The sequence below is a fragment of the Geminicoccaceae bacterium genome (assembly GCA_020638465.1).
Lineage (GTDB): Bacteria > Pseudomonadota > Alphaproteobacteria > Geminicoccales > Geminicoccaceae > JAGREO01.
The window spans coordinates 804776-827901 of record JACKIM010000001.1; the positions used below are offsets into that span (position 1 = coordinate 804776).

At 61.1% G+C, this 23126-nt stretch carries 17 protein-coding genes; 7 read left to right on the forward strand and 10 right to left on the reverse strand.

From position 1 onward, the window contains the following. Window positions 1–38: 38 nt before the first annotated feature. Window positions 39–659 carry a lipoyl(octanoyl) transferase LipB gene (gene lipB / locus H6851_03850; protein MCB9942742.1) on the reverse strand — a complete coding sequence of 207 codons (621 nt, stop codon included), beginning with the start codon at window positions 657–659 and terminating at the stop codon, window positions 39–41. Between the two features lie 143 nt (window positions 660–802). On the opposite strand from lipB, the gene H6851_03855 reads away from it, so the two are divergent. From H6851_03855 to H6851_03865, 3 genes are all read left to right on the forward strand, one after another. Next, on the forward strand, window positions 803–3091 hold the full coding sequence (locus H6851_03855; protein MCB9942743.1) for an NADP-dependent malic enzyme: 2289 nt from the start codon (window positions 803–805) through the stop codon (window positions 3089–3091). Then, window positions 3088–4491 (forward strand): magnesium transporter, encoded by a 1404-nt coding sequence (gene mgtE, locus H6851_03860; GenBank protein ID MCB9942744.1) that lies wholly within the window; start codon window positions 3088–3090, stop codon window positions 4489–4491. The genes H6851_03855 and mgtE overlap by 4 nt, the downstream gene beginning before the upstream one ends. Before the next feature lie 70 nt (window positions 4492–4561). Then, entirely contained in the window at window positions 4562–5968 is a 1407-nt protein-coding gene (locus H6851_03865; protein MCB9942745.1) for a hypothetical protein, read from the forward strand. Here H6851_03865 and H6851_03870 read toward each other — a convergent pair. From H6851_03870 to H6851_03900, 7 genes are all read right to left on the reverse strand, one after another. Then, window positions 5925–6419 carry an RNA pyrophosphohydrolase gene (locus H6851_03870; GenBank protein ID MCB9942746.1) on the reverse strand — a complete coding sequence of 165 codons (495 nt, stop codon included), beginning with the start codon at window positions 6417–6419 and terminating at the stop codon, window positions 5925–5927. The genes H6851_03865 and H6851_03870 overlap by 44 nt on opposite strands. A 168-nt stretch (window positions 6420–6587) precedes the next feature. Continuing rightward, window positions 6588–7667, reverse strand: coding sequence for a divergent polysaccharide deacetylase family protein (locus tag H6851_03875; protein ID MCB9942747.1), 1080 nt, complete (start codon window positions 7665–7667; stop codon window positions 6588–6590). A 33-nt stretch (window positions 7668–7700) separates the two neighbouring features. Continuing rightward, window positions 7701–9011, reverse strand: coding sequence for a S41 family peptidase (locus H6851_03880; protein ID MCB9942748.1), 1311 nt, complete (start codon window positions 9009–9011; stop codon window positions 7701–7703). Beyond that, complete coding sequence (locus tag H6851_03885) at window positions 8975–10306, reverse strand: peptidoglycan DD-metalloendopeptidase family protein (protein ID MCB9942749.1); 1332 nt, start codon at window positions 10304–10306, stop codon at window positions 8975–8977. Before H6851_03885 ends, H6851_03880 begins: the two co-directional genes overlap by 37 nt. Before the next feature lie 4 nt (window positions 10307–10310). Further along, a complete protein-coding gene (locus H6851_03890) occupies window positions 10311–11843 on the reverse strand; it encodes a 2,3-bisphosphoglycerate-independent phosphoglycerate mutase (GenBank protein MCB9942750.1) in 1533 nt (510 codons plus the stop codon). Window positions 11844–12061: 218 nt separating this feature from the next. Next, window positions 12062–12502: a hypothetical protein gene (locus H6851_03895; GenBank protein ID MCB9942751.1), complete on the reverse strand. Its 441-nt coding sequence runs from the start codon at window positions 12500–12502 to the stop codon at window positions 12062–12064. Between the two features lie 199 nt (window positions 12503–12701). Next, window positions 12702–14693, reverse strand: a complete 1992-nt coding sequence (locus tag H6851_03900) for a TolC family outer membrane protein (protein MCB9942752.1) — start codon at window positions 14691–14693, stop codon at window positions 12702–12704. Between the two features lie 331 nt (window positions 14694–15024). Here H6851_03900 and H6851_03905 point away from each other — a divergent pair, with 331 nt between their 5' ends. The 4 genes from H6851_03905 (at window position 15025) to H6851_03920 (ending at window position 21100) form a co-directional block, all read left to right on the forward strand. Further along, a complete protein-coding gene (locus H6851_03905) occupies window positions 15025–17256 on the forward strand; it encodes a type I secretion system permease/ATPase (protein MCB9942753.1) in 2232 nt (743 codons plus the stop codon). A 4-nt stretch (window positions 17257–17260) separates the two neighbouring features. Further along, window positions 17261–18604, forward strand: a complete 1344-nt coding sequence (locus tag H6851_03910; GenBank protein ID MCB9942754.1) for an HlyD family type I secretion periplasmic adaptor subunit — start codon at window positions 17261–17263, stop codon at window positions 18602–18604. Between the two features lie 175 nt (window positions 18605–18779). Then, window positions 18780–20273, forward strand: coding sequence for a UbiD family decarboxylase (locus H6851_03915; protein MCB9942755.1), 1494 nt, complete (start codon window positions 18780–18782; stop codon window positions 20271–20273). Then, window positions 20270–21100, forward strand: a complete 831-nt coding sequence (locus H6851_03920) for a 3'(2'),5'-bisphosphate nucleotidase CysQ (protein MCB9942756.1) — start codon at window positions 20270–20272, stop codon at window positions 21098–21100. The genes H6851_03915 and H6851_03920 overlap by 4 nt, the downstream gene beginning before the upstream one ends. Here the strand turns inward: H6851_03920 and H6851_03925 are convergent. Both H6851_03925 and kynU read right to left on the reverse strand, forming a co-directional pair. Further along, the gene (locus H6851_03925) at window positions 21034–21852 is read right to left on the reverse strand and encodes a tryptophan 2,3-dioxygenase (protein MCB9942757.1); all 819 of its coding nucleotides are present in this window, start codon (window positions 21850–21852) and stop codon (window positions 21034–21036) included. The two genes, H6851_03920 and H6851_03925, sit on opposite strands and share 67 nt — an antisense overlap. Continuing rightward, window positions 21849–23096 carry a kynureninase gene (gene kynU, locus H6851_03930; GenBank protein MCB9942758.1) on the reverse strand — a complete coding sequence of 416 codons (1248 nt, stop codon included), beginning with the start codon at window positions 23094–23096 and terminating at the stop codon, window positions 21849–21851. The genes H6851_03925 and kynU overlap by 4 nt, the downstream gene beginning before the upstream one ends. Between the last annotated feature and the right edge of the window lie 30 nt (window positions 23097–23126).

The window sequence follows — 23126 nt, forward strand, 5'->3', positions numbered from 1 at the left end:
CAGCGGACACGCGGCTCATGGTTCGCCCGGTCCTGCCCTTACGAAAAAACACGATCAAAGCTCTCCTTCAGGGCCCTGTCGACATCATCCATGCCCGCACCGGCCCCCAGTGCCGCGAGCGAGGTCACACCATAATCACCCAGACCACAAGGAATGATCGCGTCGAAGTGGCCAAGATCGGGATCGACATTGATCGAGATGCCATGCCAGGTCACCCATCGGCGTACACGCACTCCCAGCGCCGCGATCTTGGCCTCGCTGCCATCGTCCCGAACGACCCAGATGCCGATGCGGCCCTCGCGTCGCTCGCCCCTGATGCCCAGCGAGGCGAGCGCCAGGATAATCCATTCCTCCAGATTGTGGACATATCGGCGCAGATCACGGCCGCGGCGTTCGAGATCGAGCATGCAGTAGGCCACGCGCTGTCCTGGTCCATGGTAGGTATAGCGACCTCCGCGTCCGGCATTGTGAACGGGGAACCGCATCGGGTCGATGAGTTCGGAAGGGTCGGCCGAGGTGCCGGCAGTCAGCAAGGGCGGGTGTTCGAGCAGCCAGACGAGTTCGGGGGCCTCCCCGGTGCGGATGGCGGCAACCCGCTGCTCCATGACCTTGAGAGCCCGGACGTAGTCGACCGGACCCGACTGGCCTCGCCATTCCACAGATGCACCGCCGCCCTTCATCCCCTCCACATCCCGCTGATATATTGCCCCGCTCATCGACTTCATCTACCTCATTTCTTCAACATGCAAATTACCCGTCGGCACGGCCGACACATTCACAAAACTGTGGTGAGGATGCCGCCATGCCAAGCCGCCTCGATCAGGATGCGCTCGAATACCACCGTGGCCCGGTAGCCGGAAAGCTCGAGGTCACGGCAACCAAACCGCTTGCCACGCAGCGCGACCTGTCGCTGGCCTATTCACCGGGAGTGGCAGCGGCCTGCCGGGCCATTGCCGAGGATCCCGCCGAGGCATCGTTGCTCACCACCCGAGGCAATCTCGTGGCGGTGGTGACCAATGGGACCGCTGTGCTCGGACTGGGATCGATCGGTCCATTGGCGGCCAAGCCCGTCATGGAGGGCAAAGCCGTCCTGTTCAAGAAATTTGCCGGTATCGATGCGTTCGATATCGAGATCAACGAACAGGACCCGATAAAACTTGCGGATATCGTCGAGTCACTCGAACCGACCTTCGGCGCCATAAATCTTGAAGATATCAAGGCTCCGGACTGCTTCATCATCGAAAAGCGCCTGCGCGAGCGGATGAACATTCCGGTGTTCCACGACGACCAGCACGGCACTGCCATCATCGTCGCCGCCGCCGTCGTCAACGGCCTGCATCTCGTCGGCAAGGAGCTTGAGGAGGTCAAGCTCGTGAGCAGCGGTGCGGGTGCGGCGGCCCTGGCTTGCCTCGACCTGCTCATCAGCATGGGGCTGAAGCCTGAAAACCTCATCCCGACCGATATCGAAGGTGTGGTCTACAAGGGGCGGACGGCACTCATGGACCCCTGGAAGGAGCGCTTCGCTGCCGACACCGGAGCTCGCACCCTGGCCGAGGCCATCGTCGATGCCGACGTATTTCTCGGTCTGTCCGCGGGAAATGTTCTCAAGCCCGAAATGCTCGCGAGCATGGCGAAGGACCCGCTGGTGCTGGCGTTGGCCAACCCGACCCCCGAGATCGACCCGCAGCTTGCCCGCGAGGTTCGCGAAGACGCAGTCATTGCCACCGGCCGCTCGGATTATCCCAATCAGGTCAACAATGTCCTGTGCTTCCCCTTCATCTTCCGCGGTGCACTCGACGTCGGTGCGACGACCATCAATGACGAGATGAAGCGCGCCTGCGTCACGGCGATTGCCGGTCTTGCCCGGATGACCACCCCCGACACGGTGGCGTCGGTCTATGGCATCGAGAACCTCGCCTTCGGTCGGGATTATCTCATTCCGAAGCCCTTCGACCCAAGGCTCATGGTCGAGGTTCCGGCGGCAGTCGCACAGGCCGGCATGAGTTCTGGTGTCGCCACACGTCCCATCGAGGATATCGACGCTTATCGTCAGACACTTTCGCAACGGGTATTCCGCTCGGGCCTGTTGATGAAACCGCTGTTCGAGAGGGCCAAGAGCGACCCCCAGCGCCTTGTCTACGCCGACGGCGAGGATGTCAGAGTGCTGCGCGCCGTGCAGGTGGTGCTCGACGAAAGGCTGGCCATGCCTATCCTCGTCGGCCGACCCGAGGTCATCGAGACCAGAATCCACAGGCTCGGACTGCGGATGTCGATGGGCCGCGACTTCGAGGTGTGCAATCCCGACAGCGACCCCCGATATAACGATTACGTTGCGTATTATCTCGAACGGATGGAGCGGCGAGGCATCACCCCGGATGCGGCGCGGGACATCGTCCGCACCCGCCGTACCGTCATCGGCTCGATCATGGTCTCGCGCGGCGAGGCGGACGCGCTCATTACGGGACCGGTGGGTTCCTTCGGCAGCCATCTGCGCCACGTGCACGACGTCATCGGTCTCACGGACCAACTGACCGAAGCCTCGACGCTGCACGCGCTTGTTCTCGATTCGGGCATCCTGTTCATTGCTGATACCTATGTCAGCTTCGATCCGCCCGCCGAGGAGATTGCCACCACCACGCTCAAGGCGAGTGACGCCGTGCGTCGTTTCGGCCTCCAGCCCAAGGTTGCCCTCATTTCCCACAGCAATTTCGGCAATCGCGTCAACCCGTCGTCACGCAAGATGCGCGATGCGCTGGAAATCGTGCGCCAGGCCGCTCCAGACCTCGAAGTCGATGGCGAAATGCACGCCGACTCGGCCCTGTCGGAGACCATCCGCCACCGGCTCCTGCCCAGCTCGTCGCTGACCGGCCGAGCCAACCTGCTGATCATGCCCAATCTCGACGCCGCCAATATCGCCTACAATCTGGTCAAGTCGGTGACCGGCACCGTATCCATAGGACCTATCCTGCTGGGCGTGCGCAAACCCGCCCATATCGTGACCTCGTCGATCACGACCCGGGGACTCGTCAACATGAGTGCGCTGGCCTGTGTCGATGCCATCACCCAGAAGATCGAGCATGAAAACGCATGAGCGAAGACCAGCTCGAAGAGGCCCGCAAGACAAGTGACGGCGAGGAAGGCACTTCGGCGCATATCGGCCTTGAGGATGGCCTGGTCAAGGAGGTCCGCCATGCGCTGGCGGAGAACAACGAAGCCCTGGTGGCGGCCCTTTGCGCTCCGTTGCATCCGGCCGATCTCGCGGACCTGCTGCAACTCGTCGATCACGAGGACCGGCAGTTCATCGTCAATGCTCTGGGGCCGGCGTTCGATCCCGATACGCTGCCCTATCTCGATGACGGCGTTCGCGAGGAACTGTTCGACAGTCTCAAGCCCGAGGACGCGAGCAAGCTCATCTCCGAGCTGGAGACGGATGACGCCATCGACGTTCTCGTCGACCTCGACGACGACCAGAAGGATGCGATCCTCGCATCCCTGCCGCATCCCGATCGGGCGCTGCTCGAACAGGGCCTCGCCTATCCCGAGGACAGCGCCGGGCGCCTCATGCAGCGGGACACCGTCATGGTGCCCGACTACTGGGTTGTAGGCCAGACCATCGACTATCTCCGCGCTACGCCCGACCTGCCCGACGAATTCTACGACATCTACATCATCGATTCGCAGTTCCGTCCCGTGGGATCGGTGCCTTTGAGCAATGTTCTCCGGAACAAGCGCAACGTGCCGATGAGCGATCTCAAGATGAAGGAATTGCATCTCGTTCCGGCGACCATGGATCAGGAGGAAGTGGCCTTCCTGTTTCGCCAGTATGGTCTCGTTTCGGCACCGGTCGTCGATGAATCCAACAGGTTGCTCGGTGTGATCACCATCGACGATGCCGTGGACGTCATGCACGAGGAGGCGGAGGAAGACATCCTCAAGCTCGGAGGCGTCAGTGAGACCGATACCTTCCGTTCGCCCGTCCGGACCCTGATCCAGCGCCTGCCATGGCTCATGATCAATCTCGTCACCGCGGTGGTGGCCTCGATGGTCATCGCCCAGTTCGACGAGGCCATCGCTAGGGTGGTGGCTCTCGCCGTGCTGATGCCCATCGTAGCGTCAATGGGCGGCAATGCCGGTACCCAGACACTGACCGTCACCGTTCGCTCCCTTGCCGTTCGCGAACTGACCACGGCCAACGCGTGGAGAATGCTGACCAAGGAATTCCTTGTCAGCGTGATGAACGGCGCCATCTTCGTCGTCATAGGCTTTGCCCTTGCGCTGGCATGGTTTGGCGACTGGACTTTGGCATGGGTTTTTTCTGCAGCGATGCTGATCAATCTCATCGCCGCAGGTCTCGCCGGTATCGCGATCCCGCTGGTCATTGACCGTTTTGGCAGCGACCCTGCCGTATCCTCGGGGGTGTTCTTGACAACCGTGACGGATGTTGTGGGATTCTTTTCGTTTTTGGGCTTGGCTGTTTATGTGCTGAACTGACTCCGATCCCGACTAGGGATCGAAGGGTCTTGTGCAACGGGTGCGTCCAACGACACAAGAAGGCGTAACTTTGAGCAACGACGTTCAACTTCTGGTCGCCCTTCGCGACTTCAATTGCTGCGAAGCCTCCCTGCAGGCATGGCTCGTCCTGAGGCTTGGCGGACTACCCTTCGAAGCCCACTGCGACGTGATAGAAAGACCGCCTCATGCGCCCCCCCTTCCGATGGGGCGACTGCCGGTGCTGTTCGCCAGCGAGTGGCCGATATGGGACAGCCTTGCCATCAGCGAATTCATCGCCGAACTGCAACCGGGCGTATGGCCGCATGACCCTCAGGCGCGTGCGCACGCCCGATCGCTTGCGGGTGAAGCGCATGCCGGTTTTCAGGGATTGCGCCACCTCCTCCCGCTCGACCTGCTGGGACATTTCAGCCCCCCCGGCAAGCTCACACGGAAAGTCCATACCGAGCTGAACCGCCTAGTCGAGATATGCGATCATTGCGCCAGCCATTACAGTGCCGACGGTCCCTTCCTGTTCGGCGCCTATTCGATCGTCGATGCGATCTTCACGCCGCTTGCCGCCCGCATCATCACCTACTCCCTTGACGTCACCGGATCAGCTGCCGCCTATGTCGACAACCTGATGACCTGGCCACCAATGATCGAATGGCAGGAACTGGCGAGTGCGCGAATCGAAGCCGTTTCAGCAGGTGACGATCCGGACGATATCCCCAGCCGCTGGATCATGGACGGGAACGCAACGATTATCAGCCAGACGGACACCCGGAATCCCGCAAATCAGTCCAATCGTTCGACGGTTCCCACGATATCCGTCGAATTGGAACCGAGAGTGGTGGCAGCGACAGAAAAAGAGCAACCATCGGGTGCCGATGATCCTCATGCCACGCCGGAAATGCCGGTAGACGACGAACCTGATCCCTTCCTCCAGCACGGCAGGATGACCGTGCGTGCGCACGACGCCCCCGCCGATGATGAAGATGAAGATGAAGATTTGGACGAACAGGTAGTTTCCGCCCTTTGCCTGGATCTTCCTGATCAGCCCCGAGCCCGACCAGAGGAAACCGAACCTGAATTCCGCCCCCCCCCACCGATCCTGCCCGAGCCAGAAACCGGGGAAGAACCTCTTCGCAGGCGCCCTATCAAGCCGCGTAACCTGCCTTGGCTGCGCGATCCCGAGACGGAGCAGTCCGGTCATGACGAGGATGGAAGCGCCATGAATGCGCCCCGACCGGCTCCCGCGCTGCCGGAAGCGATGCCTGTCCCGCAGAATCCGCGTAGCGGCGGGCTTCGTCGCCGGCCGCCGGAGCGCGACCTTCCGGCTCCACCGTCGCCACCAAGCCGTCCCGCCGGCACCGACGATGGCCAGCCTCGCCGGGCGGCAACAGAGGAACAGCCCCCGCCACGGGAACGGCCCATCACGATTCAGCCCATAGGTGCCGGAACTCGTCGACGACGCTGAGATAGACATCGCGTTTGAATGGAACGATCAGGTCGATGATGTCATCGGGATCGGCCCATTGCCACTGGCTGAACTCGGGGTGCCGGGTGTGGATATTGATTTCCCGGTCAACGCCCGTGAAACGAAAGGCCATCCATCGTTGGGTCTGACCGAGGTAGGCACCGTTCCACATGCGTTGCGCTATTTCGGCGGGCAGGTCATAGGAGCGCCAGACATTGCTTCCCATGAGCAGGTCGGCGGAGCGTGTGCCGATTTCCTCACTCATCTCGCGCAAGGCGGCGGCATGCTCGTCTTCATTATCGTCGATGCCGCCTTGAGGCATCTGCCAGCCCCCATTGTTGCCCGCGTCAATTCGTCGTCCCACAAGGACACGATGCTCGCCATTGAGCAGCAGGATGCCAACACACTTGCGATAGCCCGGCTTTGGCCCGGTGGTGACGTGACAGCCCATGCTTCCCCCAAACTGCACTTATTGCGACCGTCAGAGCATTGTACGGCCATTCCCGGTTGCTCGAATGGTATTGCCCTCATCTCAAACCGGCAAAAGGCTCGTCAGCCGCCACCTTCACCCCTGCGCATCCTGTTATCGAACAGGTAACGGCTCCGACAGACAAGGAACTCAGCCTGGTGACTGCATCAACTCGGACACGGGCACCAGAGTGATCCCTTTTTCCGATAACCCCTGGCTCCAGTTCCAGATGCGATCGAGAACGACCGGAACGGGTCTTGTATAGGCCGTCCCCACACCACTGGCCAGTGCAAGCCGCTCGAGGTCGCGAAGCTGTCGGTCAATCAGGGCGGGTGTGAGATCATTGTCCAGAGCCATGGTCATGGCGGTGTAGGGAAGTCCTTGTTCCGCGGCAATCTGCTGGAGAAAGGTTCCGCCGATTTCGACGAACCCCAGCCCGCGCCCGGCCAGATCGCCCGCAACCGCAGCGAAAGCCTCCGGTTCGACGGCGAAGCTGTTGGCAGCTCCGGTCAGACCGATGTAACCCAGCCCCCGCGACATGACCTGCTGGGCTTCGTCAATGCGGTCGGCATCACTTCCGTCCACGGTCAATGCAAGGGCGCCTTCATCCTTTTCATTGGGGTTGGAGGTCTCGACCGGCATCATGGTGAGTGTTTCGTGTCCGTTCCAGCGCATGAAGCGCTGCCAGTCCGCAGTCGTCGAAACGTACGGCGAAACTCCAAACGACAACGCCGGCGGCAACGCCACGCTCTGACTCGATACCTGCTTGTCGAGGCCAAGGTCGATCACCATGATCGCGATCCGAGGCCCCGACGCCACCGCATTCACCGCGGGCCCGGAACCGCCCTTTGCCTCGGCAACCGGCTCCGCCGCAGCGTAGGTACGAAGCGACGTGCTGCCATCCTCCGACCGCCGAGGAATACGGCCATATGGGGAATTTTCCAGGAGTTTGGTAAAAATCTCCACCGGAGGCCGTGTATTGATCCGTTCCTCCTTGGGCAATGGTCCCGGGCCCGGACTGTGCCAGTCAACTCCATAGATCATTTCGGTAGGTGCCGGCACCTCTTCATGCAGGGTGGCCGGCAACGGCATCACCACCTCACCCTGCGTTCCCTCGAGCGAGACATCGCCACGAATGTCAAACAGCCACATCGTGGCCGCTCCGAGCCCGATACCGAGCAACAAAGCGACCATGCCGAAAAACGGCAACCGCGAAGATTTCAGGTCCATGGTGTCACGACCGGACAGATATGCCGGCCAGTCCTATTGACGGGCCTCGTAGAGCGAAATACCACGCAGCAGGTCGATCGCCCGGGCAAGCTGGTAGTCCTCGGCATCGACCATGTGGGACTCGTTTCCGGGTGTTTCCCCTTCCTTCAGCTGGTCATTCTCCAGCCTGCCACGCAGATCCGCCTCCCGGCGCCCCGGGCCCTGATCGAGGACCTCGACATTGGCCGGCAACACCTCGATATCCGGCGTGATCCCCTTGGCCTGAATGGAAGTTCCGGCCGGCGTGTAATACCGGGCCGTGGTCAGACGGATGGCTCCCTGATTGCCGATCGGCATGATCGTCTGCACCGAGCCCTTGCCGAATGACTGGGTTCCCATGACAATTCCGCGACGATGATCCTGCAGTGCCCCGGCAACGATCTCGGAAGCCGAGGCCGAGCCACCATTGATGAGAACGACCAGAGGTAGCCCCTCGATGATGTCTCCGGGACGCGCGTTGAAACGCTGGATGCTGTCGGGGCGACGACCGCGTGTCGAAACGATTTCCCCGCTGTCGAGGAAGGCGTCCGACACGGCTACCGCCTGATCGAGCAGACCGCCGGGATTGTTGCGCAAATCGAGCACCACGCCCACGGTATCTTCGGTGAGCAACTCCTCAACCTTTTCGCGCATGGTGCTGTTGGTCTGCTCATTGAACGTGGTCAGGCGGACATAGAGCGTATTGTCCTCAACCCGTGCGCGAACCGGCGAGATCTTGATGACCGCACGATCAAGGCTGACATCGAAGGGTTCGTCCTTGCCCTTGCGAATCACCTTCAGCGTGATCGAGGTGTCCACCGGACCGCGCATCCGTTCGACGGCCTCGTTCAGGGTGAGCCCCATGACCGGCTCGCCGTCGATATGGGTAATCAGATCGCCGGCTTCCATGCCGGCGCGCCACGCCGGTGTATCGTCGATGGGCGAGACCACCTTGACCAGGCCGCCTTCCATCGTGACCTCGATGCCGAGACCGCCGAACTCGCCGCGGGTCTGGACCTGCATGTCACGATACTTGCTGGTATCGAGATAGGAGCTGTGCGGGTCAAGCGACGTCAGCATGCCGTTGATCGCCGATTCGATCAGTTCCTGATCGCTGACTTCCTCGACATATTCCGCGCGAACCCTCTCGTAGACTTCACCGAAAAGCTTGAGATAGCGGAAGGTATCGTTCGAGTTTTCGGCGTTGGCAGGTGTGGCCAGGATCATGGTGGATCCGAGTGCCAGCACGGAGACCGCACGAATGATAGGGTTCGAAGCCGTTTTGCTCATCAACCACGCACCTTGTCTGACCTTGCCGCCAACCATGGCAGCGGATTGACCGGGATCCCTCTCGAGCGGAGCTCAAGATATAACCGGGGGTTGCTGTCCTGGCGTTGTGCCAGTCTGCCGACCTTTTGGCCAGCCCTGACTATGTCTCCCTCCGCAGCATCGATCTCGTCGAAGCCGGTCAATAGCGTATGATACTCATTCCCATGATCAATGATCAACAGCAGACCATAGTCCTTGAATGCCCCTGAGAAAACGACACGACCGCCGACGGGAGCAATCACCTCGTCCCCTGCCTCACCCGCAATCGTAATACCGCTGCTCATCCGGACACCATCGTGCTCACCGAATTTGTGCAGAATCCGGCCTTGAATCGGCAACGCATCGAGCTGGATGGACGGACCGCCACCGAAACTGCGTTCACCATCGCCGTCAGCGAGAGCGGCCAGGCGCTGGTCGCCGGCACCCGATCCGGACTCGTCCGCAGAATCATCCGGATGCGACGCTCCGACATCCGCGACAATCACCGCCAATGCGCCTGCGGAAGGATGCTCGCGGCGGCGGCGTTCACGGTCATCGGCTGCCATCCAGACCTGCTGCCGCACCGTACGCAACCTCTTTTCCGCTGCCAGCAGCTTCCATTCCTGACGGGTCAACAGCAGGTCCTGGAAATGCCTCACGCCAAGCCGTGGTTCGAGTTGCCGGTCGAGTTGGGCCATCGACAAGCCCAGGGCCTTGAGGGAACGCTCCATCGCGGCGCCACGTCCAGCCAGGTTCTCGCCACTTTTGCGCATGGCTGCCTGCTGCTGCCTGGCCAAGGCCCGCTTGCTGCCCAGCGTCGCGATCCACGCCCTCAGGCCAAGCGTCTTCTCCTCGCGATCGCCGGATGATGCCTGCCGTTCCTGACGAACCAACGCCACGCTCGCAGCCTGCAACGCCTCGTCGAGATCGCCTACCCGCTTGTCGATCCCGGCGCGCTCACCCTCGAGCGCGCGCTTGTCCGCATGGACGGCATCCAGCATCTGCTTGAGGCGCTCGATCGCCGCAAGCATTGCACGCCGGTCGGCGGTGAGAGCCTGCCGCTCCAGTTGCATGGCTTCAAGCTTGCCCTCGATACGTCGCGCGATCGAACGTTCGTGTTCAACTTCCAGGCGGACAAGGGCGATGGCAATGGCGGGATCGTCACTCCCGTCACGACGAACCAGAGCCCCGTTGGCATGGTGCACGACCAGCAAGGTCGAAACACCCGCCAGCGCCACCATCGCGGGCCGCCAGGGCAGGCGGGCCGTGCCGGACGGTCGTCCATCCCGGCGGAAGCGCAGGTGAAACCTCACCCGATCAGGCCCCGGACAACAGACTGGAACCCGTCATTTCAGCGGGTTGCCCGATATGCATGAGATCAAGAATGGTCGGCGCGACATCGGCAAGAATGCCGTCACGGAGCGTCGCTCCCATCGGAGCTCCAGCAAGGAAGCACGGCACCCGGTTGGTGGTGTGGGCGGTATGCGGCTTGCCCGTCTGCGGATCGATCATCTGTTCGCAATTACCATGATCTGCGGTGACGAATACCCGGCCACCGAGGCCCAGAATACAGTCCAGCACGCGACCGAGGCAGGTATCAACCGTCTCCACCGCCTTGATCGCCGCTTCAAGAATGCCAGTATGCCCCACCATGTCCGGATTAGCAAAATTCACCAACACGAAATCAGGGCGTTCGCGTTCGATCCTTTCCACCAGTCTGTCGGTCAATTCGATGGCGGACATCTCCGGCTGGAGATCGTAGGTTGCAACCTTGGGGGAACTGACCAGCAAGCGGGACTCCCCTTCACGCGGCGTTTCTTCACCGCCATTGAAGAAGAACGTCACGTGCGGATATTTTTCCGTTTCGGCCGCACGTATCTGCGTGCAGCCGTGATCCGCCAGCACATCACCCAGAATGTTGGTCATGCTGTGAGGCTCGAACAGGGTCGTCATATGTTCCGCGAGGTCATCAGAATAGCGGGTCATGCCCGCCACTGCGGACCACTGATGGCGGCCACGGTCGAAGGTATCGAATTCCGGCAACACCAGAGCGCGCATGATCTGCCGCACACGGTCGGCGCGGAAATTGGCGCAAAGGAAGGCGTCGCCATCCCTTGCCCCGTCATACTTGCCAATCACGTGCGGTTCGATGAATTCATCGCCGACATTGGCCGCATAGGCCCGGCGGATCCCCTCGATCAGGCTTTCCGCCCGGTTACCGCGCGCATCGACAATCGCCCGATAGGACTTCTCGGTCCGCTCAGCACGATTATCCCGATCCATCGCATAGTACCGACCCGAAAAGGTCGCGACAGACCAACCTTCCACATCCTCCAAATCGTCAAGGAACTTCCGGGCAAATTCCTCGCCGCCCTGCGGAGGCGTGTCCCGTCCGTCAAGGAAAACATGGATGAACACCTCGAGACCCCGCGCAACGAGAATGCGGGTGAGCGTCACCATATGATCCTGGTGAGAATGGACCCCACCTGGAGAAAGAAGCCCCATCAGGTGCAATCGACCGCTACCCTTACGGCAGCACTCGACAAGCCGCGCCAGCGCCTCATTCGTTTCGAGACTGCCATCGCGGCACGCCTTGTTGATGCGCGGCAGTTCCTGCATCACGATTCGGCCGGCACCAAGATTGAGATGCCCCACTTCCGAGTTGCCGAACTGGCCCTCCGGCAACCCCACCCTTTCGCCATCCGTTCGCAGGAAAGCATGCGGCACCTGTGAAAAAAACCGATCAAAGACGGGTGTATTCCCAAGAGCCACGGCGTTGGCTTCTCGCCCTTCCCTGTATCCCCAGCCATCGAGGATACAAAGTGCGGTCGGGGCACGATCCCTTGCAATGTTATCGCTCACAAATCCCGCCTGCCATGTCAGAATTCCGGAACACGAACACCCTGAAATTCTACCGGCTCGATTACCGAAAACCTAGACCTTTCCAACACTGACATGCAAATAAGCTGGCGAAATTCTCCTATGAGGGGAAATTTCACAGTACCAATCGCCTGCAACAGGCAGATACCCGCCCAAGCTGCCTCACACACGTCAATTTCGCGCGCCGATCAGATCAGTTCGCCAATTGTCACGGCGACGTCGAGACCGCTCGGGTAGTAGATGGTCGGGCCATGATCAAACACCATGAAGGCGAACCCGCTCACATCCTCGCCACCAACCATGGTATGCGGCATCGCCACTCCCTGATCGACGACATTCTGCGCAGTGTGAATTTCAACGGGTGCGTCACCGGAGAGCACCAGCGCACCACTGTCATCGGTCAACAGATCGGAAAGATCGAGCGCAATCGGTGGTTGCTCAATAAAGTCACCAATCGCTGAAGTCCCATTGAATCCGAATTCATCACCGTTGCCAATAATCGACATGGCAAGTTGCTGAAGTTCCGGGTAATCCGGCGTGGAAAAATCGCCGCTGTCGCCATCGGAAAACGAAACGTCATGCAGATCGCCATCATGCGACAACGGATCAATGACTTGCTGTCCGGCCATGGAGTCTCTCGCCCTGCTGTCTTTACCCGAACACGATGAACGGGTTGATGACTGGAGTTTAGGTTCGAGCAGTTAACCTCTGGTTAATTCGACCACCAATTTACGTATCATGATACTTATTTGAATATATGACACCCCGAACGCAAAAGGGCGGCTCTCCTTTCGGGAGCCGCCCTCAATTCTCGCGGATCAGGCCCGGTTACTTCATCCCACCGCCGAACAGGTTCGAAAACAGACTGCCGAAACTGTCATAGGATGCAGGCTGCCCGGCTCCCTTGCTCATGACCATCGCGGCTCCTGTCTCCGGAGCGGGAGCCGCACCGTCAGCTTCAGTCAACGGCTGTGGATCGGAAACTGTCGCGGTCACGACAACCGGCTTCGCCCCCTCTTCGGCCGCATCACTTCCAAAAACACTGGAAAAAAAGCTTGGATAATTGTCATAATCGGACGAGGGATCGCCAGACGATTGTACAGCGACCGTCGTCTCCGGCAGAGGCTCTTTCTCTACCAGAGCGGGAGCATCCACGATCGGAAGACTGGCTATATCGGTCGACCGCGTCGCCAGATTCGTAGCTGGTGTCTCCAGACGACTCTCTACATCGACCTTCGATGCCGGAACACCGTCGACAGAGCCTGCTCCGACGGCCCCCGGGTCATCGCTGCCCAACGGCTTCGGACTTCCAACGAACGGTGCCGAATCGGGCGCATCGGCTGGCGCTTCACCCGCCTCCTCGCTCCGCAACGGGCGAGGTTCGGCCTTCGGATCGGAAAGCTCCTTGCTCTTGCGTTCGATGGCCTCGGGGGTCTGCTCATCGGATACACCGCGTTCGATCGAAACGTTCTCGCGCGGACGAGCGATATCGAACGTATTCAGCAATTCACCAACAACGGCGAGCACACGGTAGACCGCAAATTCCTCCGTATACTGGGCCGTCACCAGGCTCACCCGGTCGAGGAACAGTTCGTTTTCAGCGTCCAGCACATCAAGCAGGTCACGCTGACCGATCTCGAACTGGCTGGCATAGGCATCGCGAGTGCGACGCTGCGCCTCGGTCTGGTTGGTCAGGGCAACGGTACGCGCACGCGCCGTCTCCAGCGCATTGTATGACATGCGCGCCTCTTCCTCGGCACCACGCCGGGCCCTCTGCAGCCTTGACCTGGCTTCATTGGCGCGATGGAACGCCTCGCGCTCAAGCGCCATGTCGCCACCGCCACGGAAGATATTGTAGCGCATCACGACCAGCGCCGACGCGTCGACATTGCCTCCCTTGGTACCATCAAGATTCTCGCCGGCGGTAGTTCCAAGCTCGAGATCGAAGCGCGGGTAGAAACCACTGCGCGAGGCACGCAACTCGGCTGCGGCCACATCGACATCGGCAGCGGCAATCATCACCGTCGGGCTGTTGACCGATGCCACGCTGGCCGCATCCTCCTGAGTGGGCGGAATGGCCCCAAGCGGTGCCTTGTCATGGTCGAGGTCGGCCGGACGCTCACCCACGATGCGCTGATAGCTTGCAACAGCATCCGCGAGATTGCCTCGTGCGACAGCAAGAGTCTCCTGGGCCCGTGCCAGACGCGCCTCGGTCTGGCGAAGGTCGGCTATATCGCCCCGTCCGCTCTGCTCCAGCTCGCGGACCTGCTGCAGGATGCGATTGTGCTGTTCGATATTACGCTCGTTCAGCGCGACGATCTCTTCATTGCGCAGGATGTCGAGATGCGCTTCGACCGCATCGAGGCCGACGAATTCGGCTGCTTCGTGAACACGATAGGCCGCACTGTCGACGCGGGAACGCTGGCGCGCCACTTCGCTATCCGTGGCAAAACCGTCAAACAGCATTTGGGAAAGGCGGAGCTGGGCTTCGGAACGAAAGAGGGTCGTGTGGCCATCTCCATCTGCCGGACGGGTCGACCGACGACGGGTGCTCACACTGTTCGTATATTCAGGACCAGCCGCAGCGCGAAGATCAAGGGCTGGCAAATACTGCGACCGCGCGAGACGGAGCTCCTGATCGACGGCCAGACGATCGGCCTTGACGACACCGACCTCGGGATTGGTCTGCAATGCCGTCCTGACAGTGTCTTCGAGTGACCCGGCGTGTGCGACGCTGACCCATGCGAGCAACGATGCTGACGCCAATAGCGATTGCAGCGACACAAACCCCCTGGTCGCCACAGCCATCCTCTTCTCCATGTGCCCATCCGCCAAGTTGCTGCATAACCCGCGGAAATCCTGAGAAATCCAGCGGAAGAACGAGCGTTTGATATCTGGTGCACATATTATCGTCAATGGAAATCCCCGGGAACGCCACAGCTGCCTGATAACTGTGATTTTTTTACGCACGGGTTGCGCACAGCACCACCACCTCTAGAATCCGGAAGCATGTCCGGACCATGGAGCCGTGCTTTCAGGCACCCCCAAGTTTATGTTCAATTCCTTATCGATACATTAATGGTATTCGGATATTGACGGAAGTCGTTCGATCCACACGGAGCTGTTGATGGCGGGTATTTCGACAAGTAGCATGGAAGTCTCGAGTCCCGACCAGCCGACGAGTACGGCCAACCGCATCCCCTCCCAGGAGGGTGGCGACCCGACGGCGACCGGGCAACAGCAATGGCATGTTCCACGCTATGACCGGACGTTGGTCGACCCGCTTCTCTCCTCGCTGGAAACCCTTGCCTATCTGCTCGACCGTCCGACATCGGCCGATGCCCTCAAAGCCGGCCTGCCGCTGGATAACGGGCTGCTGACACCACAACTGTTCGAACGAGCTGCCGCCCGCATCGGTCTCTCCGCACGGATCGTCCATCGCCCTCTCGACGAGATCCGGGCGCACGAACTTCCCTGCGTGCTGCTGCTGGAAGATCGTCAGTCCTGCGTGCTCGTCGGCGATCTGCAGGATGGTCGCCTGGAGATTATCCGGCCCCTGACCGACCGTGGTGTCGACGAGGTCGAGCAGGGAAAGCTCGCGGACGCCTATTCCGGCCTGTGCATCTTCGCCCGTCCCACCCTGGCCTACGAGCAGCGTGCGAGGGAGATCCAGCAGGAGTCCGTGGGCCACTGGTTCTGGTCGACCTTCCTCAAGCAATGGCCAACCTATTCCGAAGTCCTTATCGCTGCCGTGATGATCAACATGTTCGCGCTGGCGAGCCCGCTTTTCGTCATGAACGTCTATGACCGCGTCGTGCCCAACAATGCCACCGACACCTTGTGGGTGCTCGCGATCGGCGCGGTGACCGTCTTCGGCTTCGATTTCCTGCTCAAGACCCTGCGTGGGTATTTTGTCGATGCGGCGGGGCGAATTACCGATGTCAAGCTTGCCAGCAACATTTTCGAGCAGGTGCTTGGCATCCGCATGGCGCAGCGGCCGCCATCGGCCGGCGCCTTTGCCAGTCAGCTGCGCGAATTCGAGTCACTGCGGGAATTCTTCACATCAGCAACGATCACGACACTGGTAGACTTACCGTTCGTGATTTTTTTCCTCGTCATTATCAGTTATATTGGTGGACCGGTCGCTTGGGTGCCCGCGGTCGCTGTACCGATCGTCATCGCCATCGGCCTCCTGCTGCAGTTGCCTCTCAACAAGGTCGTTAAACGCACCGTACGGGAGTCGGCGCAAAAGCACGGCGTGCTGGTCGAGGCCATCAACGGGCTCGAGACGATCAAGTCGATCGGAGCCGAGGGCCGTTTGCAACGGGCCTGGGAAGGCTTTGTCGCGGCCACATCGAAATCGGGCAACCAGGCGCGATTGCTGTCGGCGATCACCGTCAATGTCGCCGCACTCGCCGCGAATCTGGTCACCGTCGGGGTCATTGTCGTCGGTGTCTATCGTATTGGCGAGGGATTGATGACCGTTGGCGCCCTTGTCGCTTCGACGATCATCTCCGGCCGGGCCATGGCCCCTCTGGGACAGGTGGCCGGCCTGCTCACCCGCTTCCATCAGGCCCGCACATCCTACGAGACGCTGAACAAGCTGATGGCGCTGGAAGTCGAACGGCCTCCCGGGAAGCGGTTCGTCGACCGCCGCAACCTGCAGGGCGCGATCGAGTTCAAGAATGTCAGCCTGACCTATCCGAACCAGAAGCTGCCCGCACTGAGTGGTGTCAGCTTCCGTATCCAGCCGGGCGAACGTGTAGCCCTGATCGGCCGTATCGGATCCGGCAAGACCACCATCGAGAAACTCGTGCTCAATCTCTACGAACCGCAGGCCGGTGCGGTCCTGGTCGACGGAACCGACGTTCGCCAGATCGACCCGGCTGATCTCCGACGCAACATCGGCTGCGTACCACAGGATGTCTTCCTGTTTCAGGGGACAGTGCGCGAAAACATCACCATGGGAACGCCGCTGGCCGACGATGCGGCCGTGCTGAGGGCATCGGCGATAGCGGGTGTCGACCAGTTCGTCCACCGGCATCCAATGGGATACGACATGGCGGTGGGAGAACGCGGCGAAGCACTTTCGGGCGGACAGCGCCAGGCGATAGCGGTTGCCCGCGCCCTTCTTCTCGACCCGCCCATCCTCATTCTGGATGAGCCGACCAGCGCCATGGACAATGGTTCCGAAAACCGGCTCAAGAACAAGCTGGCCAGCGAACTGGTCGGTCGCACCCTGATCCTCGTGACCCACAGGGCTTCCCTTCTCAGTCTCGTCGATCGGGTGATCGTCCTCGATAGTGGCAGGATTGCTGCCGACGGGCCACGCGATCAGGTTCTCAAGGCGCTGGCCAGCGGCCAGATCAAGAGTGCGGGGTGACGACATGAGTGCCACGATCAAACTTCCCGGTCGTCCGAAAAACCGCCAGCACCAGCTGAAATCGGCCTTCTACTCCACTGATGACCTGAAGCCGCGCCTGTTCAGCCACCTGCTGCTCGTCTTCATCGTCGTCATCCTCCTGGTCCTCGGAAGCTGGGCCGCGTGGGCCCGTCTCGACGAGGTGACCCGCGGTACGGGCAAGGTGATCCCGTCCCGCCAGACCCAGATCGTGCAAAATCTCGAAGGTGGGATCGTTGCCGAACTGTTGGTGCATGAGGGGCAGGTGGTAGACGAGGGCGAGGTGCTGATGCGCATCGACAACGTACGGGCAGCCAGTGACTATCGTGAGACGAAGGCCCGTTATCTCTCCCTGCTGGCGACGATCGCGAGACTCCGGGCGGAGGTCAGCGAGTCGGCAATCGATTTTCCCCAGGAGGTTCTTTCCGGAGCGCGGGATCTTGCGGAAAGCGAAACGGCATTGATGGCCTCCCGCCAGACAGAACTCGAATCCCAGTTGAGCATATTGCGCAGTCAGGTGAGCCAGCGCGAGCAGGAACTGGCCGAACTCAAGACCAAGCTCAACCAGTATGACCGTTCCTACAAGCTGGCGGCCGAAGAACTTGCGCTGATAGCCCCCCATGCCAGGACCGGCGTTGTCTCGAAGTCGGACTATCTGCAAAAGCAGCGAGAAGTGAATGATCTGAAGGGCCAGCTCGACCAGACCCGTCTTGCCGTTCCCCGTGCCGAAAGCGCCTTGCGCGAAGCCAACCAGCGCATCGAGAGCGCCTACAGCACCTTCCGTTCCGAAGCCCAGAAGGAACTGAGCCGGAATCGCGCGGAACTCGCCGGCATCAAGGAGATTGTCGCGGCCGGCGAGGACCGTGTCCGCCGGACGGAGGTACGCTCGCCGGTTCGCGGCACGATCAAGAGCATTCATTTCAACACGATTGGGGGCGTCATCCAACCCGGAGACGATCTCGTCGAGATCGTTCCGCTGGAGGACAACCTGCTGGTCGAAGCTCAGGTCCGTCCCGCCGATGTCGCATTCCTGCGCCCCGGCCTGCCCGCGATGGTCAAGATCACCGCCTATGACTTTTCGATCTATGGCGGCCTTAAGGGAACGGTGGAGAACATCTCGGCTGACACCATTGTCGATGATCGTGGGGAAAGCTTCTACCGGATGCGGGTGCGCACCGAGGAAAATTCGCTCAAAAACGGCGATACCGCGCTCGACATCATCCCGGGCATGACCGCCGAAGTCGATGTGAAGACGGGCGAGAAATCGGTGCTCGATTACATTCTCAAACCGATCCTCAAGGCCCGGGATCACGCCCTCCGCGAACGCTGAAGTCCGCCATCTGCCGGACCCTGCCCAGCTTGGTGGTTATATTGAATACCACCGACAAGGCGGCGTTGTTATCATCCACGGCCGATGTGGAATGTCGCGAGTGTCGTCATTTCACCGGCACGCTGTTATGGTCGGACAAAGAACATTGCCCATCAGCAACCGGCCGACATCATCGATGCAGAACTTCGCCTCACTTCGCGACTTCATGACATTTCTGGAAGGTCGCGGCCAGCTGGTCCGGGTACGAAAGCCCGTGTCGCCAGAGCTGGAAATCACCGAGATCCACACCAGGCTTCTGGCCGAACAGGGACCTGCGGTCCTGTTCGAAAAGGTGGAGGGGTCCGGGCTGCCGGTCCTCACCAACCTCTTCGGTACGGTCGAGCGGGTCGCCTGGGGCATGGGCCGCGAGCCGGGGGAATTGCGTGCCGTAGGCGAGATGCTGGCCTTCTTTCGCCAGCCGCAACCACCGGAGAGCTTTCGCGAGGCCGTCGAAATGGTGCCGCTGATGAAGGCAGCCCTGTCGATGAAACCGAAAACGCTCGGCTCGGGCCCCTGCCAGGAAATCGTGCTGCAGGGAGATGACATTGATCTGGGCATCCTTCCGATCCAGTCCTGCTGGCCCGGCGAGCCGGCGCCGTTGATCACCTGGCCGCTGGTGGTCACCCGCGGCCCGGGCGGAACTCGCGAGGACGGCTTCAATCTCGGCATCTATCGCATGCAGGTACTGGACAGGAAGCGCACGCTCATGCGCTGGCTCAAGCATCGCGGCGGAGCGCAGCATTACCGTCGCTGGAAAATGGAACGCCCCGACCCGTTGCCGGCTGCCGTCGTCCTTGGAGCCGATCCGGGGACCACGCTTGCGGCCGTGACCCCCGTGCCCGACACGATGAGCGAGTACCAGTTTGCCGGCCTGTTGCGCGGGAAACGCGTGGAGCTGGTCGACTGTGTGAGCGTTCCCCTCAAGGTGCCCGCCACCGCCGAGATCGTGCTCGAAGGCCACGTGCTGCTCGACCGGCATGGCGATGAAGGTCCCTATGGTGATCACACGGGCTACTACAACAGTGTCGAATCCTTTCCCGTTTTCGAGATCAGCGCGATCACCATGCGCCGCGACCCGATCTACCTTTCCACCTTCACCGGACGGCCGCCCGACGAACCTTCGGTGCTTGGCGAAGCGCTCAACGACGTGTTCCTGCCACTCATCCAGCAGCAATTTCCGGAAATTGCCGATTTCTGGCTGCCGCCCGAGGGGTGCTCGTACAGGGTTGCCGTCGTTTCCATCCGCAAGGCCTATCCCGGGCATGCGAAACGGGTCATGATGGGCGTATGGTCCTACCTACGCCAGTTCATGTACACCAAGATTGTCATCGTGGTGGACGATGATATCGATGCGCGCAGCTGGATCGATGTCATCTGGGCAATGTCGACCCGGTTCGATGCCAGCCGGGACCTCGTGACCATCGATTCGACGCCGATCGACTATCTCGACTTTGCGTCACCGGAGTCGGGACTAGGCGGCAAGCTGGGGATCGACGCGACCAACAAGTGGCCGCCCGAGACGACGCGCGAGTGGGGACAGAAAATCCGCATGGATCAGGAGATCATCGACAAAGTGAGCAGGAACTGGGCGGACTACGGACTTCCCGGATCCGGAAAGTCCATCTGGTGATGCAGGTCGACAGCGCCATGGCGCTTGCCCGCATGGCCGCGAGCGAGGCAGGTCGAATCGCGATGCGTCATTTCCGCAGCGGCCACGCAAGCTGGGAAAAGGGGCCGGGCCAGATCGTCACCGATGCCGATATCGAGATCGATGTCTTTCTGAAAAAGACCCTGCTTGAAGGAAGTCCTCCGGGTACAGGCTGGCTCAGCGAGGAGACCACCGACGATTCGTCGAGACTGCGGGCTCCCCGGCTCTGGGTTGTCGACCCCATCGATGGCACCCGCTCCTTTGCCGATGGCAAGCCGGAATTCACCATTTCGATAGCTCTGGTCGAAGGCAGCGAGACCCGTTGCGGGATCGTCCTCAACCCGGCAACGGGACAGCATTTCGAGGCGGTACGAGGCGTCGGGGCGACGCTCAACGGCAGGGCCATCAAGGTTAAAGCTAGAAACACCATTGAGGGAGCTTCGATTGTCGTCAGCAAGACAGAGAACGGGAGGCGCGGATTTGACCGGATGTTCTCGATGGCCGACGTCCGCAGCATTGGCTCGCTGGCGCTTAAGCTCGCCCTGGTCGCTGCCGGCCGCTTCGATGGCTTCTTCTCATGGCGACGTTCCCATGACTGGGATATTGCCGCAGCCGTGTTGCTGATTGAGGAAGCCGGCGGGCGCATCACCGATTCCTTCGGAGTCCCCATCGCGCTCAATGCTCCCGTCCCGCAGCAACAGGGATTGATCGCAGCCGCTCCGGAATTGCAGTCGGCACTGGTTCAAAGCTCGGTACGCAAGCGCCAGAGCTCGGGAAACAGCGAAATGTCGAGTGCGCGACGCAGGTAGCCCACCCCTTCCGTGCCGCCCGTTCCCCGCTTCATGCCGATGATGCGCTCGACCGTCGTCAGGTGCCGGAAGCGCCATTGCCGGAACCAGTCCTCGACATCGACGAGCTTTTCCGCGAGTTCGTACAGGTCCCAGTACCGTCCGGTATCCGCATAGATGGCCCGCCACACCGCCGCCACCGCATCGTCCGCCCGGTAGGTCGTCGTCAGATCTCGTTCGAGTACGCGGGCCGGCAGCTCGAAACCGCGGCGATGAAGCAGCGCCAGGGCCTCGTCATGCAGCGTCCTCTTCGACAGTTCCGCCCGGAGAGCGGCGTGGATCTCCGGGCGGTGCCGGAACACGGCAAGCTTCTTCTCGCTACGGTTGCCCAGCATGAATTCCAGCATGCGGTACTGGTGCGACTGGAAGCCCGATGCCGGACCGAGCTTGTCCCTGAATGCCAGATATTCACTGGGAGTGAGCGTCGACAATACGTCCCACGACTGGATGAGCTGCGCCTGAATTCGGCTGAACCGGGAGAACATCTTGAAGCTCGGCCCCAGGTCGTCCCGCGCGATACATTGCCGCGCAGCCCCCAGTTCATGCAGCGCCAGCTTGATCCACAGTTCGCTCGCCTGATGGATGATGATGAACAGCATCTCATCGTGGCTGTCGGAGACCGGATGCTGGATATCGAGAAGCCGTTCGATCTCGAGATACCCCGGATAGTCCAGTCTGCCGGCAAGGTCCGTATCGACACTGTCGCTCGTCATGTGACCCTCGATCGTTGCTGGAACCGCGCCTCGCGCCACCTTCCGTCCGCCATTACCCTTTCGATCCGCTCCACCGCATCGAGCATGTCGACATGGCGCAGGTAGAGCGGGGCCATGCCGAAACGGACGATGTCGGGCGCACGGAAGTCACCGATGACACCGGCTTCGATGATGGCCTGCATGATGGCATAGCCACTCTCGTGCGCGAATGACACCTGCGATCCCCGGCGCCCAGCCTCCCGCGGCGACGCCAGCGTGAAGCCGAAGCGCCCCAGCTGTTGCTCGAACAGGTCGAGGAACACCTGAGTCAGCTCCATGCTCTTGCGCCGCACCTGTTCGATCGGGGCCCGCGATGCGACATCAAGACCGGTCCGCAAGGCGCGCATGCCGAGGACCGGCGGGGTACCGACAAGAAACTTTGAGATACCCGCGGCCGGAATGAAATCCGTACCGAACTCGAACGGCGATGCATGACCGAACCAACCCGAGAGCGGCTGGACCGCCTCGGCGAGGTGGTGGCGGGCGAGATAGAGAAAGGCAGGCGCCCCGGGACCGCCATTGAGATATTTATAGCCGCACCCGACGGCCATGTCGATGTTCATGGCATCGAGCTGAACCGGCAGGGCGCCGGCACTGTGGGCAAGATCGACGAGGATTAATGCACCGGTGGCGTGGCAGCGCCGGGCCAGTTCTGCGATATCGTGGAGCAACCCGCTCCTGAAATCGACATGGCTGAGCATGACAAGTGCCACATCCTCGTTCAGCGCCGCCTCGTATTGCCCCGGATGGTCGAGTTGCCGGAATTCCAGGCCGAGGAAGCCGGCGATACCCTGCGCCACGTAGAGATCGGTGGGAAAATTCGTGGCATCCGACAGGATGATCCTGCGGTCCGGCCGAAGTCGCGTTGCCGCCGAGATCAGCTTGAACAGGTTGACCGACGTGGAATCGCAGATGGCGACCTCGTCCTCGCTTGCGCCGATCAGGGGGGCAAGCAACCGGGCATTGTCCTCGCCAAGCGCGATCCACCCATGCCGGTTCCAGCTGGTGATGAGATCTTGGCCCCATTCGCGCTCGACGGTCTCCCCGACGGCGCGGCCCGCCGCGATGGGAAGGGCTCCAAGAGAATTTCCATCAAGGTAGATGATCTTCTCCGGCAGCACGAAAAGCTCACGCATCGACGCCAGTGGATCGACGGCATCGCGCCGCTCCAGTTCTTCGCGGGTGAGGTTGTTTCCCTTGTTCATGACCTGTTCGCCTCGATCTTCATGACGGGA

Bases quoted from the DNA above. Each gene is read 5' to 3' on its own strand.
- H6851_03925 (MCB9942757.1), bottom strand. From the start codon at position 21,852: ATGACGAGCGACAGTGTCGATACGGACCTTGCCGGCAGACTGGACTAT.
- H6851_03895 (MCB9942751.1), bottom strand. From the start codon at position 12,502: ATGGCCGGACAGCAAGTCATTGATCCGTTGTCGCATGATGGCGATCTG.
- mgtE (MCB9942744.1), top strand. From the start codon at position 3,088: ATGAGCGAAGACCAGCTCGAAGAGGCCCGCAAGACAAGTGACGGCGAG.
- H6851_03875 (MCB9942747.1), bottom strand. From the start codon at position 7,667: ATGGACCTGAAATCTTCGCGGTTGCCGTTTTTCGGCATGGTCGCTTTG.
- H6851_03905 (MCB9942753.1), top strand. From the start codon at position 15,025: ATGGAAGTCTCGAGTCCCGACCAGCCGACGAGTACGGCCAACCGCATC.
- kynU (MCB9942758.1), bottom strand. From the start codon at position 23,096: ATGAACAAGGGAAACAACCTCACCCGCGAAGAACTGGAGCGGCGCGAT.
- H6851_03855 (MCB9942743.1), top strand. From the start codon at position 803: ATGCCAAGCCGCCTCGATCAGGATGCGCTCGAATACCACCGTGGCCCG.
- H6851_03880 (MCB9942748.1), bottom strand. From the start codon at position 9,011: ATGGTTGGCGGCAAGGTCAGACAAGGTGCGTGGTTGATGAGCAAAACG.
- H6851_03900 (MCB9942752.1), bottom strand. From the start codon at position 14,693: ATGGAGAAGAGGATGGCTGTGGCGACCAGGGGGTTTGTGTCGCTGCAA.
- H6851_03915 (MCB9942755.1), top strand. From the start codon at position 18,780: ATGCAGAACTTCGCCTCACTTCGCGACTTCATGACATTTCTGGAAGGT.
- H6851_03910 (MCB9942754.1), top strand. From the start codon at position 17,261: ATGAGTGCCACGATCAAACTTCCCGGTCGTCCGAAAAACCGCCAGCAC.
- H6851_03870 (MCB9942746.1), bottom strand. From the start codon at position 6,419: ATGGGCTGTCACGTCACCACCGGGCCAAAGCCGGGCTATCGCAAGTGT.